12 protein-coding genes, 2 tRNA genes and 1 other annotated feature are annotated in these 16,244 nt (G+C 43.8%); of the genes, 2 read left to right on the top strand and 12 right to left on the bottom strand.

What is annotated here, in order from left to right:
* The 3 genes from yycF to ERX35_RS05485 all read right to left on the bottom strand — a co-directional run bounded on the left by yycF (position 1) and on the right by ERX35_RS05485 (position 992).
* A complete protein-coding gene (yycF, locus tag ERX35_RS05495) occupies positions 1-702 on the bottom strand; it encodes a response regulator YycF (RefSeq protein WP_149458929.1) in 702 nt (233 codons plus the stop codon).
* A gap of 131 nt (positions 703-833) precedes the next feature.
* Positions 834-906, bottom strand: a tRNA-Asp gene (locus tag ERX35_RS05490).
* 11 nt (positions 907-917) lie between these two features.
* Positions 918-992, bottom strand: a tRNA-Glu gene (locus ERX35_RS05485).
* Between the two features lie 125 nt (positions 993-1,117).
* Here ERX35_RS05485 and ERX35_RS05480 point away from each other — a divergent pair.
* Entirely contained in the window at positions 1,118-1,999 is an 882-nt protein-coding gene (locus tag ERX35_RS05480) for a YitT family protein (protein ID WP_149458928.1), read from the top strand.
* A gap of 61 nt (positions 2,000-2,060) precedes the next feature.
* Here the strand turns inward: ERX35_RS05480 and ERX35_RS05475 are convergent, their stop codons facing one another.
* From ERX35_RS05475 to serS, 7 genes are all read right to left on the bottom strand, one after another.
* Positions 2,061-3,350 (bottom strand): adenylosuccinate synthase, encoded by a 1,290-nt coding sequence (locus tag ERX35_RS05475; protein WP_149458927.1) that lies wholly within the window; start codon positions 3,348-3,350, stop codon positions 2,061-2,063.
* A gap of 301 nt (positions 3,351-3,651) precedes the next feature.
* Positions 3,652-5,052: a replicative DNA helicase gene (gene dnaB, locus ERX35_RS05470; protein WP_149458926.1), complete on the bottom strand. Its 1,401-nt coding sequence runs from the start codon at positions 5,050-5,052 to the stop codon at positions 3,652-3,654.
* Positions 5,053-5,071: 19 nt separating this feature from the next.
* The gene (gene rplI, locus ERX35_RS05465; protein WP_149458925.1) at positions 5,072-5,518 is read right to left on the bottom strand and encodes a 50S ribosomal protein L9; all 447 of its coding nucleotides are present in this window, start codon (positions 5,516-5,518) and stop codon (positions 5,072-5,074) included.
* Positions 5,518-7,488, bottom strand: coding sequence for a DHH family phosphoesterase (locus tag ERX35_RS05460; RefSeq protein WP_149458924.1), 1,971 nt, complete (start codon positions 7,486-7,488; stop codon positions 5,518-5,520). The genes rplI and ERX35_RS05460 overlap by 1 nt, the downstream gene beginning before the upstream one ends.
* Positions 7,489-7,507: 19 nt before the next feature.
* Positions 7,508-8,377 (bottom strand): DUF2232 domain-containing protein, encoded by an 870-nt coding sequence (locus tag ERX35_RS05455; RefSeq protein WP_170234552.1) that lies wholly within the window; start codon positions 8,375-8,377, stop codon positions 7,508-7,510.
* Positions 8,378-8,567: 190 nt separating this feature from the next.
* The gene (locus ERX35_RS05450) at positions 8,568-9,083 is read right to left on the bottom strand and encodes a YceI family protein (protein ID WP_149458922.1); all 516 of its coding nucleotides are present in this window, start codon (positions 9,081-9,083) and stop codon (positions 8,568-8,570) included.
* A 170-nt stretch (positions 9,084-9,253) separates the two neighbouring features.
* Entirely contained in the window at positions 9,254-10,528 is a 1,275-nt protein-coding gene (serS, locus tag ERX35_RS05445) for a serine--tRNA ligase (RefSeq protein WP_149458921.1), read from the bottom strand.
* 53 nt (positions 10,529-10,581) lie between these two features.
* Positions 10,582-10,766, bottom strand: a binding site (T-box leader).
* A gap of 91 nt (positions 10,767-10,857) precedes the next feature.
* Here serS and ERX35_RS05440 point away from each other — a divergent pair.
* The gene (locus ERX35_RS05440; protein WP_149458920.1) at positions 10,858-11,667 is read left to right on the top strand and encodes an NAD(P)H-hydrate dehydratase; all 810 of its coding nucleotides are present in this window, start codon (positions 10,858-10,860) and stop codon (positions 11,665-11,667) included.
* A gap of 60 nt (positions 11,668-11,727) precedes the next feature.
* Here the strand turns inward: ERX35_RS05440 and gyrA are convergent, their stop codons facing one another.
* Both gyrA and gyrB read right to left on the bottom strand, forming a co-directional pair.
* A complete protein-coding gene (gene gyrA, locus ERX35_RS05435; RefSeq protein ID WP_149458919.1) occupies positions 11,728-14,307 on the bottom strand; it encodes a DNA gyrase subunit A in 2,580 nt (859 codons plus the stop codon).
* A gap of 11 nt (positions 14,308-14,318) precedes the next feature.
* Entirely contained in the window at positions 14,319-16,235 is a 1,917-nt protein-coding gene (gene gyrB / locus ERX35_RS05430; protein WP_149458918.1) for a DNA topoisomerase (ATP-hydrolyzing) subunit B, read from the bottom strand.
* Positions 16,236-16,244: the final 9 nt, after the last annotated feature.

Raw genomic sequence — 16,244 nt, 5'->3', positions numbered from 1 at the left:
TTATTCCTGTGACTGCAAGAAGTAACCGACACCGCGCCGTGTGACGATATATTCCGGGTGAGAAGCATCATCCTCAATCTTTTCCCGTAATCTGCGGATTGTGACGTCCACTGTGCGGACATCGCCGAAGTAATCATAACCCCATACCGTCTGCAGTAAATGTTCACGCGTCATCACCTGACCGATATGTTTCGCCAGATAATGGAACAGTTCGAATTCACGATGTGTCAGTTCAATGTCCTTGCTCCGTTTTTTAATAGAATAAGCATCCGGATAAACCGTGATATCTTTAATGACAATATCATTCGTCTCTTCTTTTTCTTCAGACTGTGCCTGTGTATAATGGCGACGAAGATTGGCTTTGACACGGGCAATCAGTTCTCTCGTGCTGAACGGCTTTGTAACATAGTCATCTGCTCCGAGTTCCAGACCAAGCACTTTATCAATTTCTGAATCTTTTGCAGTCAGCATGATGATCGGCATATCATATTTCTTTCTCACTTCACGGCACACTTCCATACCGTCACGGCCCGGCAGCATAATATCAAGCAGCACGATGTCCGGCTGCACTTCATAAATCAGTTCGACGGCGTCATCGCCATCGTAGGCTACAGACACTTCATAACCTTCTTTTTTCAAGTTGAATTCTAATATATCGGCAATAGGTTTTTCATCATCTACAACAACGATTTTCCTAGACATGGCGTAACCTCTTTTCATAGTAGAGTCTATCATTATATGCTATCTTTTAATTTAACATTATTTCGGGAATTTTTCTATCTCCCGTTCTTAACACAAAAAAAGATATGCATTAAATGCATATCTTTTACAAGCGGTCCCGACCGGGATCGAACCGGCGATCTCCTGCGTGACAGGCAGGCATGTTAACCGCTACACCACGGGACCTTATATTTAAATGGTGACCCCTACGGGATTCGAACCCGTGTTACCGCCGTGAAAGGGCGGTGTCTTAACCGCTTGACCAAGGGGCCTTGGTTTTTTCAGCACAAGATTGATTATAGCATGAGTATAATTCAGCTGGCAAGCATATTTTAAAAATTTTTAGTATAATAAATGTATACTATCAAAATATTATTAATGAGAGCGAGGTAGATTTATGATCGATATTTCATCCGAGAAATCACATAAAAAATTGCCGCTGACAGAAAAGATCAAGCGGCTTATCATGATTACGATCGGTGCTATTCTCATGGCGGTTGCGCTTGAATTATTTTTAGTGCCGAATCAAATACTAGACGGCGGTATCGTCGGTATATCCATTATGTTCAGTCACCTGCTTCATCTGCCGCTCGGCCTCTTTATCTTCGTCCTCAACCTGCCTTTTTTCTTTCTAGGCTATAAGCAAATTGGTAAATCATTCGCCATGTCTACTGTTTATGGAATTATGGTGCTGTCTATTGCGACAGCCATTCTGCATCCAGTGCCTGCGTTCATCGATGAGAAGTTTCTCGTCACTATTTTTGGTGGTGCCATCCTTGGTATCGGTGTCGGCCTTGTCATCCGTTATGGCGGTTCGCTTGACGGCTCTGAAATACTCGCCATACTTATCAGCTCGAAATCACCGTTCTCTGTCGGTGAAATCGTTATGGTCGTCAACTTCTTCATCTTTATCGCTGCAGGGTTTGTGTTCACGTGGGAATCTGCCATGTATTCTGTCATTGCTTACTTCATCGCCTTTAAAGCGATTGATATCGTGCAGCTCGGACTCGATGAATCGAAGTCGGCCTGGATCATCAGCGACCAGTACGAAGAGATCGGTGACGCTATCACTAATCGACTAGGTCGTGGTGTCACTTATTTATCAGGTGAAGGTGCATATACAGGAGAAAACAAGAAGATTATTTTTGTCGTTATTACACGGCTGGAAGAGTATAAGCTCAAAGATATCATCAATCATTTTGATGACTCAGCGTTCGTCGCTATCGGTAACGTTTCTGAAGTTAAAGGCGGCCGCTTCAAGAAGCGCGATATCCACTAAAAATACATGAAACGAACCCCAAAAGTCTGACTTTTGGGGTTCGTTTATGAAGTTTATTTTTTTAATTCTGCCATAAATCTTCAAGCAGATTCGTCTGTGTACGGTCAGGACCTACAGAGAAGATAGAGATTTTCACGTCACACAGTTCAGAAATGCGCTCTAAGTAACGGCGGGCATTGTCAGGCAGTTCTGCCATCGTCTTGCATGCTGTCACGTCTTCTGTCCAGCCTGGCAGCTCTTCGAAGATCGGCTGACAGCGGTTCAGTTCATTTAAGTTTGCTGGATACTCTGTAATTTCTTTGCCGTCCAGCTCATATGCTGTACAGATTTTAACAGTATCAAGACCTGTCAGTACGTCAATTGAGTTGATAGATAAGTCTGTAATACCACTTACGCGGCGTGAGTGACGCAGCACGACTGAGTCGAACCAGCCGACGCGGCGCGGGCGTCCTGTTGTTGTACCATATTCACGGCCGACTTCACGGATATGATGACCATCTTCATCGAATAATTCTGTCGGGAATGGACCGTCACCGACACGTGATGTATAAGCTTTACATACACCGATGACGCGGTCAACGAACGTCGGTCCGACGCCTGTACCGACTGTTACGTTACCAGCAATCGGATTGCTTGATGTGACGAACGGATATGTTCCGTGGTCGATATCAAGCATAACCCCTTGTGCGCCTTCAAACAATACTTTTTCATCTGCATGGAAAGCATCATCCAGCACTTTAGCTGTATCTGTTACAAATGATTTCAAACGTTGTCCTGCTGCGAAGTATGGCTCAAAAATTTCTTCGAACGTAAAGCCTTCAGCATTGAACATTTTTTCGAACAGTTCATTTTTCGCTGCTAAGTTCTGCGTCAATAATTTACGGAATGTTTCTTCGTCCAGTAAATCCGCCATACGGATACCAATACGCTGTACTTTATCAACATAAGCCGGACCGATACCTTTTTTTGTTGTACCAATCTTGTTGTCGCCGCGTTTTTCTTCTTCCAGTTCGTCCTGCTTTAAATGGTAAGGAAGAATCACTTGCGCACGGTTTGAAATACGTAAATTATCCGTGTTGATACCGCGCTCGTTTAATGCATCTAATTCTTTCAGCAGGGCAACAGGATCTACAACAACCCCGTTACCGATCACTGATAATTTATCTGAATAAAAAATACCAGATGGTACTAAATGTAATTTATAAGTTTCGCCGCCGAATTTAATCGTATGACCCGCGTTGTTGCCGCCTGAAAAACGTGCGATGACGTTTGCCTGTTCTGACAAGAAGTCTGTAATCTTACCTTTACCTTCGTCTCCCCATTGTGTTCCAACTACTACGATAGATGACATCCTTGCACCTCCAAATTTAATCAACCTTTGTTATTCTATCAATGAATGACATAAAAATCAAACAAAAACCGAACGTTTCAAATGTAAATTTATAGCGCTGACCGATTTATTCATGTGTTATGGAAACATGCTATAAATATTGATATATCAATGATTTAAAGGTATTCTAACCGAACAAGTTATACAAACATCCGCCGTTTAAATACAAGTATTCTATATTAAAAAACGTACGTTTTTTATTTTATGCTAAAAAATGTACGTTTTTTATAATTGTGATTATTTTATGACGATTATTGATTGCTCAGCCTTCTAATCCTGAATATTCATAGCTGATGTCTGTGAACTTATTATACTGCTTCATAAAATTAAGCTTTACAGTACCTGTCGGGCCGTTACGCTGCTTGGCGATGATGATTTCAATCTCACCGTTCTCATCCTGTACGCCCGCATCAATTTCTCCTTCTTCACCGTCTTCTCCGTTCCCGCGATTGTAATAATCATCCCGGTAAAGAAAAGCGACAATATCCGCATCCTGCTCAATCGACCCCGATTCACGAATATCACTCATCATCGGCCGTTTATCCTGACGCTGCTCGACGCCCCGTGACAGCTGGCTTAATGCGATGACCGGGCATTCCAGTTCCCGTGCCAGTGCTTTCAGCATCCGTGAAATTTCAGAAACTTCCTGCTGACGGTTATCTGAACTGCGTGAGCCCGATCCTTGGATAAGCTGTAAGTAGTCAATCAATATCATATCAAGACCATGTTCCTGCTTGAGCCGGCGGCATTTTGCACGAATATCTGTAATTCGGATGCCCGGCGTATCATCGATATAAATATTTGTTTTAGCAAGTTTACCGATTGCCACCGTGAACCGGTTCCAGTCCTCATTTTCCATCGTTCCTGTCCGCAGCCGGTTAGAGTCTACATTACCTGTGCTGCAGATCATACGGGTGGCGAGCTGGTCAGCACCCATCTCCAGAGAAAAAATAGCGACAGAATAACTATTGTCATGCGTTGCGACCTGCTGGGCAATATTAAGCGCAAACGCCGTCTTACCGACAGATGGACGCGCTGCGATAATAATTAAGTCATTGCGGTTAAATCCTGCAGTCATCTTGTCAAGATCGCGGTAACCAGTCGGTATGCCGGGTGTCTGACCTTGATTGCGGTCGAGCTCCTCAGCATTCTCGAATACCGTCTGAAGAATTTCTTTAATATATTTAAAGCCATCTGTACCGCGGGATGCTGAAATTTCCATAATGCGTTTTTCAGCATCGCTGAGCAGTGACTCTAGTTCAAGTTCATTGTTGTAGCCGTCTTTTGCAATAGAGTCGGCAACCGTAATCAGCTGTCGTTTAACGGCATCACGGAAGACAATCTCTGTATAGAAATCGATATTCCGGGTCGTCGGCACTATATTGGACAGTTCCAGCAGATAGCCGGGACCGCCTGCTTCATCGAGCGTCCCTTCTGCGGTCATCTGATTCGTAATAGTCACGACATCTACTTCTGTGTTTTTTTCTGCAAGCGACAGCATTGCCTGGAAGATATGCTGATGGTTCTTCCGGTAGAAGTGATGCGGCATTAAACGCTCAAGCGCCGGCATCAACAGCTCCGGATCAATTAGAATCGCACCAAGGACAGACTGCTCCGCTTCTAAATGATGGGGCATCTGCAATGATTGATTGTAGTCTTCCATCGGTGCGCCTCCTTCAATATTATGCTTCTGTTACATGGACTTTCAGTGTTGCAGATACTTGATGGTGAAGTTTTACCGGTACGCTCGTGTACCCGAGGCTTCTAATTCCGTCCGGTAAATCCATTTTTCTTTTATCTACTTTTATGTCATGCTGCTGCTTCAATGCTTCAACAATCTGCTTTGTACTTACAGAGCCGAACAGCCGGCCGCCGTCTCCAGCTTTAGCTGTCACATCTACTTCAAGTGCTTCAATGCGTTCTTTCAGCTGTTCCGCGTCAATCAGCGCCTGTTCTTTGTCTTTTTCCACGCGTAAGTTCTGCGCTTTAAGTTGTTTTAAGTTGCCTGGTGTCGCTTCAACTGCATAGTTATTTTTAAGCAGGAAGTTATTTGCATAGCCGACCGGCACTTCTTTAACTTCACCTTTTTTGCCTTTACCTTTAACATCTTGTGTAAAAATTACTTTCATTATCCTTCACTCCTTGAGAATTGTTCTGCGATAACTTCTTCAAGCTGGTCAATTGCTGCGCCTACTGTGATATTGCCCAGCTGAGTTGCAGCATTAGACAGGTGGCCGCCGCCGCCCATCGCTTCCATGACCAGCTGAACATTAATTTCACCTAACGACCGCGCAGAGATGCCTATCATATCTTCACTGCGTCTCGCGACAACAAATGAGGCCTCAACGCCTTCAAGACTGAGCAGTTCATCTGCAGCCTGTGCGACGACAACCGGATGATAGATTTCATCGTCTCTACCGAATGCTATAGCGACTCCGTCACGGCCAAGTTCAACCGTCTTTATCAGTTCGCTTCGTTTTAAATATGTTGTAATATCATCTTTTAAGAAATGCTGACAGAGAATCGTATCCGCACCGTGGCTTCTTAAATAACTCGCAGCGTCAAATGTCCGGGATCCCGTCCGCAATGTGAAGTTTCTTGTATCTACGATAATACCTGCAAGCATAACTGTCGATTCAAGACGCGTCAATTTATGTTCCTCCGGCTGGTATTCCAGCAGTTCCGTGACCAGTTCTGCTGTCGAACTTGCATAAGACTCCATATAGACTAACAGCGGATTGGAAATAAACTCTTCACCGCGGCGATGATGGTCGATGACGACTTTACGCGATGCTTTGTTCAATATGTTCTCATCTATCACCATAGCAGGTTTATGCGTATCCACTATGACAAGCGTCGTCCGGTTGGTCATGAGCGACCATGCTTCATCTGACGTGATAAATGTCTCATTCAGTTCGGGCTTGGCAGCAATTTCACTCATTACCCGGCTCAATGTGTCATCAATATCATAGTCATTCAAGACGATGTAGGCTTTCAGATTATTCATCTTAGCAAATCGTGCTACTCCAACAGCTGCGCCGATCGCATCCATGTCCGGCCGTTTATGACCCATAATAATAACATTGTCGCCTTCCGCTAGAATATCTTTTAAAGCATGGGAAATGACTCGTGCTCGCACGCGGGTCCGTTTTTCCATCGGGTCTGTCTTACCGCCGAAGAAACGCACACCGCCCGCTGAGTTTTTGATGGCTACCTGGTCACCGCCGCGGCCGAGCGCAAGATCCAGACTTGATTGCGCCAGTTCGCCGAGCTCAATTAAGTTATCAGCACCTTCACCGATACCAATACTCAATGTAATCTGAGTTTTTTTCTCACGGCTTTTTTCACGGATGATATCAAGCAAATTAAACTTCGTCTGTTCAATCTGGCTTAAAATATGATTGTTCAAGAAAATGATGAACTGATCTGATGAATAACGTTTGACATAAACACTGTTCTCTTCAGCCCAGCTGTTGATTGCTGCCGTCATCATACTGTTCATCTCAGTTCTGTTGGCATCGCTCATATTTTGTGTGAGTTCGTCATAGTTATCAAGGAAAATCGTACCGATGACCGGCTTTGATTCTTCAAATAACTTGTCAATCTCTACTTTATCGCTAATATCCTGAAAATAAAGCACTTTCGTCTTCTCGGCATAGCGCACTTTGAACCGATGTTCTTTATACTGCGTCTGCACTTCATCAATACCTGTCACTTTCAACTGATTCAGCAAATTCGGGAAAATTTCGTTAATCGAATCGCTCAATATCGGCCGGTCAACCTTCTCGTGGATAAACTGGTTATGCCATTCCACATGGTCAAAGTCATCCAGTAATACGACACCAATCGGCAGTTCAGTGATTGCATATGACTTCCCTTTGTCAACCCGGGTAGCCAGCTCCTGAAAATACCGTTCATTGCGCTGAATACTACTATGCAGCACAAAAGCACAAATAATAATAATCGCTATAATGATACTTCCTGCAAGCAATGCCATCAGCCGATGAACAGTAAATAGCAGACCAACGAGAATCAAGGCAGCCAGACACATTACCACAAACGGAAATATGAGCGTCTGCCTATTATATTTACGATTCATCAAGACACCTCACTATTCATTATAGTTTAATTCTTGCTTTTAAATTGATGATGAGATCCAGCATTCCTAATAGCTGTGTAATCGGCGCCATAATAAAGGCGAAGATAAACATCAATAGATTAATGATCAGCGGCGTGCGTTTCACTTTAACATAGAAACTGATCAATGAAATTCCCTGAATAAATATAATCCATTCTAACACATACTGTAAGTTTGTGACTATGCCGAGCAGAACCACATCCTCTGGTGTCAGAAACAGCTTGATGACAACAGCGATGACATAAATATAGAGGGCAATTTTCGGTACCCGCCAGAAGTAAAGCGGCCGGAAATTAGGCGTCGCAATTTTAAAACTCCGTAACAACGGAAGTGCAATCAGCAGACTGACAAGACTGAGCAGGAAAATCAGCAAAACTATAAGCCCCGGTACTTGAAGCTGCATTTGATCCAGCGCCGAATTAAACAACGCGATGTTTTCCCAAGAAATATTATCTTTTGATAATTCAGTTTCAACCATTGTCATGTAAGAATCTTTAACGGCTGCAAACCATTGTTTAGTCGTCGGCAGTAAATTCAATAGCTGCATGGATATAATAGACAGCAGTGTGTAAAAGCTGAGCAATGCTGTCAGCGCAAACAGCATAGTTTCCTTTGATGCACGCGTTTCAAGCAGCTGACCGATTAAATAGCTCGAGAGCAGAACACCTATAATGACCTGCAGCGCAAATAACTTCAGCATAACGAGTGAGATAATCAGCACAATGCCGCTCATCACATAAAAGCCGAGTTTATCTTTGTAGTATAAATAGACTCCTGGAATCAACAGAAAAGGGGCAGTGATGAGAATAAGTGCAGGCAACGCGTTCATTAGTAGAGCGATCAACAGCATAATAGCACTTATCGCCAACGTTTTAATTAAATCCAATTTCAAATCTGAACACTCTTTCTCATATAAATTTCATAACGTTTCTATTTTACAACTTATGAGCCAATACCTCAATGTATGTTAATTGAATACACTGAACGACAAAAAACACATTGTCAGACGAGACAATGTGTTAGTCGTTAATCATCAGTATTTATTCTTCGATAGCAAGTTCAATACCTGCTTCAAACTTAACGTCTTTACCGACCATTACGCCGCCTGATTCAAGCGCCTGATTCCAAGTAATGCCGTATTTCTCGCGGTTGATTTTCCCTGATACGATGAAGCCGGTCACATTTCCACCAGTCATCGGATTTTTTTGAACACCGTTGAATTCAACATCGAATGTTTCAGTGTGTGTCACATCTTTAATCGTTAATTCACCGGTTACAGATGTTTCTGAAACAGCAGAAGAAACGAATTTAATTTCAGGATACTGCTCGATATCGAAGAAATCAGCTGATTTTAAGTGACCATCACGGTCGCTGTTATTCGTATCGATAGAATCTACTGTCACTGCTGCTGTCACTTGAACAGTAGATAAGTCGTTAATATCTCCAGTCGCCTGAACGTCGTAATCAGTGAACTCCCCTTTTACTTTTGAAACCATTAAATGTTTGATAGAGAACTCAATAGAGCTGTGATTCGGATCTAATTTAAAGTTTGTCATTGCTTCATAACCTCTTTCTAAGATAAATTTTTATTTTATATAATTAATATATCAGATATAATTAATATAGTAAAGTATAAATAATATATTAATATGTTTTTTACAATCTTAACAAAAAACGTATACAGAAGATATTATCTCTGTACACGTTCTTTTAATATAAGAATTGTTTATTTAATCACTGTCTGGCCGCCCATATAAGGCACTAATGCTTCAGGAACTGTAATAGTACCGTCTGCATTTTGATAGTTCTCGACAATCGCTGCAAATGTCCGGCCGACTGCAAGTCCTGAACCATTCAATGTATGAACATATGCTGTTTTGCTGTTTTTGTCGCGCTTGAAGCGGATGTTGGCACGTCTTGCCTGAAAATCTGTCATGTTAGAGCATGAGCTGATTTCTTTATATGCATTATAGCTCGGCAGCCATACTTCAATGTCATACGTTTTGGCAGCACCGAAACCGATATCGCCGGCACATAAGGCAATCGTACGATAAGGAATGTTCAATGTCTGCAGTACTTTCTCTGCATGCTGCGTCATCTCTTCAAGCGCTGCATAAGAGTTCTCAGGCAATTCATAGCGGACCATCTCCACTTTGTTGAACTGGTGCATACGAATTAAACCACGTGTGTCACGACCGGCTGACCCTGCTTCAGATCGGAAACATGCAGTCTGTGCTGTGAACTTTACCGGGAACAATTCAGCATCCATTATTTCATCACGATAATAGTTCGTGAGTGGTACTTCTGAAGTCGGAATCGTATAGAAGCCTTCTTTTTCTACTTTGAACAGATCTTCCTCAAACTTAGGCAGCTGACCTGTGCCGAACATAGATGCTGCATTCACAAGCTGCGGTGTCACCATTTCCTGATAACCGTGCTGTGTCGTATGCATATCAAGCATGAAGTTCATTAAGGCACGTTCAAGTCTTGCTCCGTCTTTAGTCAGGAAGACAAAGCGTGCGCCGGATACTTTCGCTGCTCGTTCAAAATCAGCCATTTTCAAGTCATCAATAATATCCCAGTGTGCTTTCGCCTCAAAGTCAAAGGCACGCGGTTCGCCCCATTTACGGACTTCTACGTTGTCATCTTCGTCTTTTCCTGCCGGCGTTTCATCGCTTACTAAGTTCGGTAGTCTCACTAAGCGGTCACGCAGTTCTGCGCTCACGCTGTTCAACTGGTCATCGATAGCTTTAATGTCTTCGCCGACTTGACGCATCGCTGCAATCGCTTCATCTGCATTTTCCTTATTACGTTTTTTCAGTGCAATGTCTTCACTTGCTTTATTACGCTTTGCTTTCAGTTCTTCCGTTTGAACTGTTAAGTCGCGTGATTGTTTGTCGAGCTCAAGAATCTCGTCGACGACCGCCGCATCGAAGCTCCGCATTTCCAGCTTCTGTTTAACTAAATCTGGTTCTGTTCTAAATAATTTAATATCTAACATAATAGTGCCTCCTAATGTGTATTTTCGGGAACAAAAAAATACCACGTCCCTGTACAAGGGACGTGGTATTTACGCGTTGCCACCCTAATTAACAGCCTAAGCTGTTCACTCCATTAACATAACGGTTAGACCGATTACCCGCTTCATCCGGATAGATTTCATCTCCTGTATTCATCAGTTTTCACCAGCCACTGACTCTCTTTGAAATACGTTAGAAATTACTTATTCCAGGGTAATAGACTATGTAATTAACCTTATCTTATCAAATCACCTTTAGATGTGCAACTGAATCTGTTAGACTATCTGTATTCAGACCAAAGGAGACAATCATGGAAACTATTTCACAGATCAGCATTCCGCAAAGAGAAAATGAGTCACATAAAGGAGACTACGGCCGTATTCTATTAATCGGTGGTAATCAGAACATGGGCGGCTCTATTATGCTGAGTGCTCGTGCCTGTGTCTACAGCGGCGGCGGATTAACGACGGTCGTTACCCATCAGACGAACCATACAGCACTTCATTCTCGCTGTCCGGAAGCGATGGTCAGTGATCTGGCAGATATTAAGCGCCTCAGTAAACTTGTCGCGGACGCCGACTGTATTTTAATCGGGCCAGGGCTCGGGCTTGATTTCCAGGGCAATAATACGCTGACTTTCCTCTTCCAGCATATTCAAAATCACCAGACCGTCATCATTGACGGGGATGCCATTACTATCTTGAGCAAACTGCGCCATCCGCTGCCCGACTGCAATGTCATCTTCACGCCGCATCAGAAAGAATGGGAACGGCTGAGCGGTATTCAAATTGACGAGCAGACACCTGAGCGTAATAGAGCGGCTGCAGATGCGCTCGGCGCTCAAGTCGTACTCAAGAAGCATAATACAGAGCTTTACTTGACTTCCGGTGACTATCGCATCGAAAAGGGGAACCCCGCTATGGCCTCAGGCGGCATGGGAGATACATTAGCAGGTATTCTCGCAAGCTTCGTCGGTCAGTTTGAAATCGAGGATGCTATTAAGAACGCCGTATATATTCATAGTAAAATCGGTGATAAGCTGGCACAGGACATGTATGTTATCCCGGCTTCAAAAATTATCGATGAAATTCCTTATATGATGAAGCAGCTGGAAGAATAACTGCTTTATGAACTAAAAAACGAGTCCGGATAATTATCCGGGCTCGTTTGCTGTATAGCATTAATAGTCTTCTTTTAAGTGATCTATCGTCTCAACATCTCCGCTATCTACGAAAATATCTTCTTCAGGCTCTTCGTCGACAGTATCAACTGTTCCGACTAAATGACCATCTTCAGGCTCAATGATTTCTTCTTCCCTGTCAAAGTCTTTCTCAACTTTAGCGACAGTTGCGACATGCTGCCCTTCACCAAGACGAATCAGCTTCACGCCTTGTGCGCCGCGCCCGTTCTGAGAAATATCATTGACATCAAGACGAATGATGACACCTTGATTTGTCACGACCATCAGATCTTCTTCACCCGTTACAGTTGAAATATAGACCAGCTCACCATTTTTCTCTGTAATCGTCGCGGTCTTTATCCCTTTACCGCCGCGGTTGGAAATACGGTAGTCGCTTTCTTTCGTCCGCTTACCATAACCCTTCTCAGTGACAATCAGCACTTCATGCTCATCATTGGAGTTGATGACATCCAGTCCGATAACAGCGTCACCTTCGCGCAGGGAAATACCTTTCACGCCCGCTGCTGTACGGCCGAGTGGGCGCAGTGTGCTCTCTTCAAAACGAATAAGAGACGCATTTTTAGTGCCGATGATCAGCTGTTTCGTTCCATCAGTCAGACGGACCGCAATCAGTTCGTCATCTTCACGGAAGCTGATCGCAATTTTACCGTTTTTATTGATCCGGGCAAAGTTAGCGAGGCTTGAACGCTTGATCAGACCTTTTTTCGTCGCAAAGATAATAAAGGCATCTTCACGATCCAAGTCTTTCACAGCAATCATCGTACTGATTGTCTCGTCTTTTTCCAGGGACAAGGCGTTAACGATCGGAATCCCTTTAGACTGACGTGACAGTTCAGGTATTTCGTAGCCTTTCAGCTTATACACACGCCCTTTATTCGTAAAAAACAGAACATGATCATGTGTAGAAGTCGTCACGATTTGGCTGACAAAGTCATCTTCAATCGTGTTCATCCCTTGAATGCCGCGACCACCGCGGTGCTGGGCACGATACGTAGAAACCGGCAGACGTTTAATATAGTTATTATGGCTGAGCGTAATAACGATGTGGTCTTCTGGAATCAGATCTTCGTCTTCCAGGTGGTCGAAGCCGCCTGTCGTAATTTCAGTGCGTCTGTGATCACCGAAACGTTCTTTAATATCCGTCAATTCCTCGCGGATGATCTCAAGAATTTTTTCCTCGTCTGCAAGAATCGCTTTCAATTCCGAAATATAAGCGATCAAGTCCTGGTATTCCGCTTCAATCTTGTCGCGTTCAAGACCTGTCAGACGACGAAGACGCATATCCATAATAGCCTGTGCCTGACGTTCAGACAGACTATAGTTCGTCATTAAACTTTCCATTGCCTGGTGGTCGTTCTCCGCTGCACGGATCAACGCAATGATTTCATCGATATGATCAAGCGCTATGCGCAGACCTTCCAGTAAATGCGCCCGGTCTTCTGCTTTTTTCAAATTGTAGGCCGTACGACGACGGATGACTACTTTTTGATGTTCAAGATAATAGTAGACCATCTGCTTCAAGTTCAGCACTCTTGGCTTGCCTTCTACAAGTGACAGCATGTTCATCCCGAACGAAGTCTGCAGTGGTGTTTGCTTGTAAAGATTGTTTAAAATGACGTTAGCATTGGCATCACGGCGGATATCAATAACGATGCGGACCCCTTCTTTAAGACTTGTCTCATCACGAAGATCTGTAATCCCATCTACTTTTTTGTCACGGACAAGTTCAGCAATCTTCTCGACGAGTTTCGCTTTATTGACCTGATAAGGAATTTCTGTGACGATAATGGTCTCTTTCCCGTTTGGACGGGTTTCGATGATTGTTTTCGCACGCATCATCACTGAACCGCGTCCCGTTTCATAGGCACGGCGAATACCACTGCGCCCTAAAATCAGCCCGGAAGTTGGAAAGTCAGGACCATGAATATGATCCATCAGTTCTGACACTGTAATATCAGGGTTATAGCTCAGTGCCAGCACGCCGTCAATAACTTCATTCAAGTTATGCGGCGGAATGTTAGTCGCCATCCCGACTGCGATACCTGATGCCCCGTTGACAAGCAGGTTCGGGAAACGGGCAGGAAGAACTTCCGGCTCTCGCTCATTTCCGTCATAGTTGTCAGCGAAGTCAATCGTATCTTTATTAATATCACGCATCAATTCCATAGCGATCTTGGACATGCGGGCTTCTGTATAACGCATTGCCGCTGCGCCGTCACCGTCCATTGAACCGAAGTTACCTTGACCATCCACCAGCGGATAGCGGTAACTGAAGTCCTGAGCCATCCGTACCATCGCTTCGTAAATTGAAGAGTCACCATGCGGGTGATATTTACCCATGACGTCCCCGACGATACGAGCTGATTTCTTGTACGGTTTATCAGAGGTCATCCCCTGATCGTTCATACCATATAATATACGGCGGTGAACCGGCTTCATGCCATCTCTAACATCCGGCAGTGCACGCGATACGATAACACTCATGGCGTAATCAAGAAATGATTCACGCATTTCTGTACTGATATTTCTATCTTTTAATCGTTCTGTATTTTCTGCCATCAAGGCGCCTCCTATACATCTAATGTCGCGTATTCAGCATTCTCCTCGATAAACTGACGACGATGTTCTACAACATCACCCATCAACATTTCAAAGGTCTCATCTGCTTCAATCGCATCTGTCAAGGTTACCTGCAGCATGCTTCTGTTTTCCGGATTCATTGTTGTTTCCCACAGCTGGTCAGCGTTCATTTCACCGAGACCTTTATAACGGGAAAGCTGGATCTTTGGTGTCGGGCTCAGTTCTGCTCTTAGCTTATCAAGCTCACGGTCGTTATAGACATAGTAGACTTTCTTGCTCTGTTCTACTTTGTATAACGGCGGCTGGGCAATATAAATATATCCCGCTTCAATCAGCGGTCTCATAAAGCGGTAGAAGAACGTCAAAAGCAGTGCGCGAATATGTGCACCATCGACGTCGGCATCAGTCATAATGACGATTTTGTGATAACGTGCTTTTGAAATATCAAACTCGCCGCCGATACCTGTACCCATCGCTGTGATCATCGCCCGGACTTCATTATTACCAAGAATTTTATCCAGTCTTGCTTTCTCTACGTTCAGAATCTTTCCGCGCAGCGGCAGAATCGCCTGTGTTTTAGAGTCACGGCCGGATTTTGCTGAACCGCCTGCTGAGTCACCCTCGACAATATAAAGTTCGCTCTCTTCCGGCGATTTACTTGAACAGTCGGCAAGTTTACCGGGCAGACTTGCGACATCGAGTGCTGTTTTACGACGTGTCACTTCCCGCGCTTTTTTCGCAGCAAGACGTGCACGTGATGCCATAATCCCTTTTTCCACAATAATTCTCGCGACTTGTGGATTTTCGTACAAGAAGCGCTCAAAATGTTCTGAGAACAAGTTATCTGTAATTTGACGCACTTCTGTGTTGCCGAGCTTTGTCTTTGTCTGTCCTTCAAACTGAGGTTCACCGTGCTTGATGGATACGACTGCGACCATCCCTTCACGGACATCTTCACCGATCAGTTTTTCTTCGCTCTCTTTAATGAGCTTATTTTTCACTGCATAATTGTTAATGACACGTGTCAATGCACGCTTAAAGCCATCTTCATGCGTTCCACCTTCATATGTATGAATATTGTTAGCATATGACAGTAAGTTAGTCGCATAACCTGTATTGTACTGAATGGAAATTTCTACTTCTACATCCGTCCGTGATGCATGAATGTAAATCGGTTCTGGAAATAATACTTCCTTCGATTTGTTCAGCAGCTCGACGTATGATTTAATACCGCCCTCATAAAAATAATCATCACTGACGATGTTTTCTTCATCGCGTTCGTCGATGATTTCAATACGAATACCTTTATTCAGGAAAGCAAGTTCTCTAATACGTTTCTGTAAAATCTCATATTCATATTCTGTTGTTTCTGTGAAAATTTCAGTATCTGCCTTGAAGCGGATTGTCGTTCCTGTGTAATCTGTGTCTCCAACTACTTTCAGGTCAAAGGCCGGTGTTCCTTTATGATAAGCCTGATGATGAATTTTTCCGTCTTTATGGACGTATACTTCCAATGTTGATGACAATGCATTAACAACTGATGAACCGACACCGTGAAGGCCGCCGGATACTTTATAGCCGCCGCCGCCGAACTTACCGCCGGCATGAAGCACCGTCAATATAACTTCTACCGCTGGACGTCCCATCTTTTCATGCATATCAACCGGGATACCACGTCCATTGTCAATGACTTTAATCCAGTTATCTTGCTCGATGATGACTTTAATATGATCTGCAAATCCTGCCAGTGCTTCGTCAATACTGTTATCAACGATTTCCCATACAAGGTGATGCAGACCTTTTGATGCAGTAGAACCGATATACATACCCGGGCGTTTACGTACTGCTTCCAGTCCTTCAAGTACTTGTATCTGATCCGCTCCGTACTGCTCTAAATTATTTTCCAAAGATGGTCA

Source organism: Macrococcus equipercicus (genome assembly GCF_004359525.2).
Lineage (GTDB): Bacteria > Bacillota > Bacilli > Staphylococcales > Staphylococcaceae > Macrococcus > Macrococcus equipercicus.
The sequence above is the reverse complement of the archived record's forward strand: the minus strand, read 5'-3'. Positions and strand labels throughout refer to the sequence as shown.

Excerpts from the sequence above, each read along its gene's own strand:
- serS (WP_149458921.1), bottom strand. The coding sequence starts at position 10,528 with ATGTTAGATATTAAATTATTTAGAACAGAACCAGATTTAGTTAAACAG.
- yycF (WP_149458929.1), bottom strand. The coding sequence starts at position 702 with ATGTCTAGGAAAATCGTTGTTGTAGATGATGAAAAACCTATTGCCGAT.
- ERX35_RS05455 (WP_170234552.1), bottom strand. The coding sequence starts at position 8,377 with ATGCTGTTGATCGCTCTACTAATGAACGCGTTGCCTGCACTTATTCTC.
- gyrA (WP_149458919.1), bottom strand. The coding sequence starts at position 14,307 with ATGGCAGAAAATACAGAACGATTAAAAGATAGAAATATCAGTACAGAA.
- rplI (WP_149458925.1), bottom strand. The coding sequence starts at position 5,518 with ATGAAAGTAATTTTTACACAAGATGTTAAAGGTAAAGGCAAAAAAGGT.
- ERX35_RS05450 (WP_149458922.1), bottom strand. The coding sequence starts at position 9,083 with ATGACAAACTTTAAATTAGATCCGAATCACAGCTCTATTGAGTTCTCT.
- dnaB (WP_149458926.1), bottom strand. The coding sequence starts at position 5,052 with ATGGAAGACTACAATCAATCATTGCAGATGCCCCATCATTTAGAAGCG.
- ERX35_RS05440 (WP_149458920.1), top strand. The coding sequence starts at position 10,858 with ATGGAAACTATTTCACAGATCAGCATTCCGCAAAGAGAAAATGAGTCA.
- ERX35_RS05480 (WP_149458928.1), top strand. The coding sequence starts at position 1,118 with ATGATCGATATTTCATCCGAGAAATCACATAAAAAATTGCCGCTGACA.
- ERX35_RS05475 (WP_149458927.1), bottom strand. The coding sequence starts at position 3,350 with ATGTCATCTATCGTAGTAGTTGGAACACAATGGGGAGACGAAGGTAAA.
- ERX35_RS05460 (WP_149458924.1), bottom strand. The coding sequence starts at position 7,488 with ATGAATCGTAAATATAATAGGCAGACGCTCATATTTCCGTTTGTGGTA.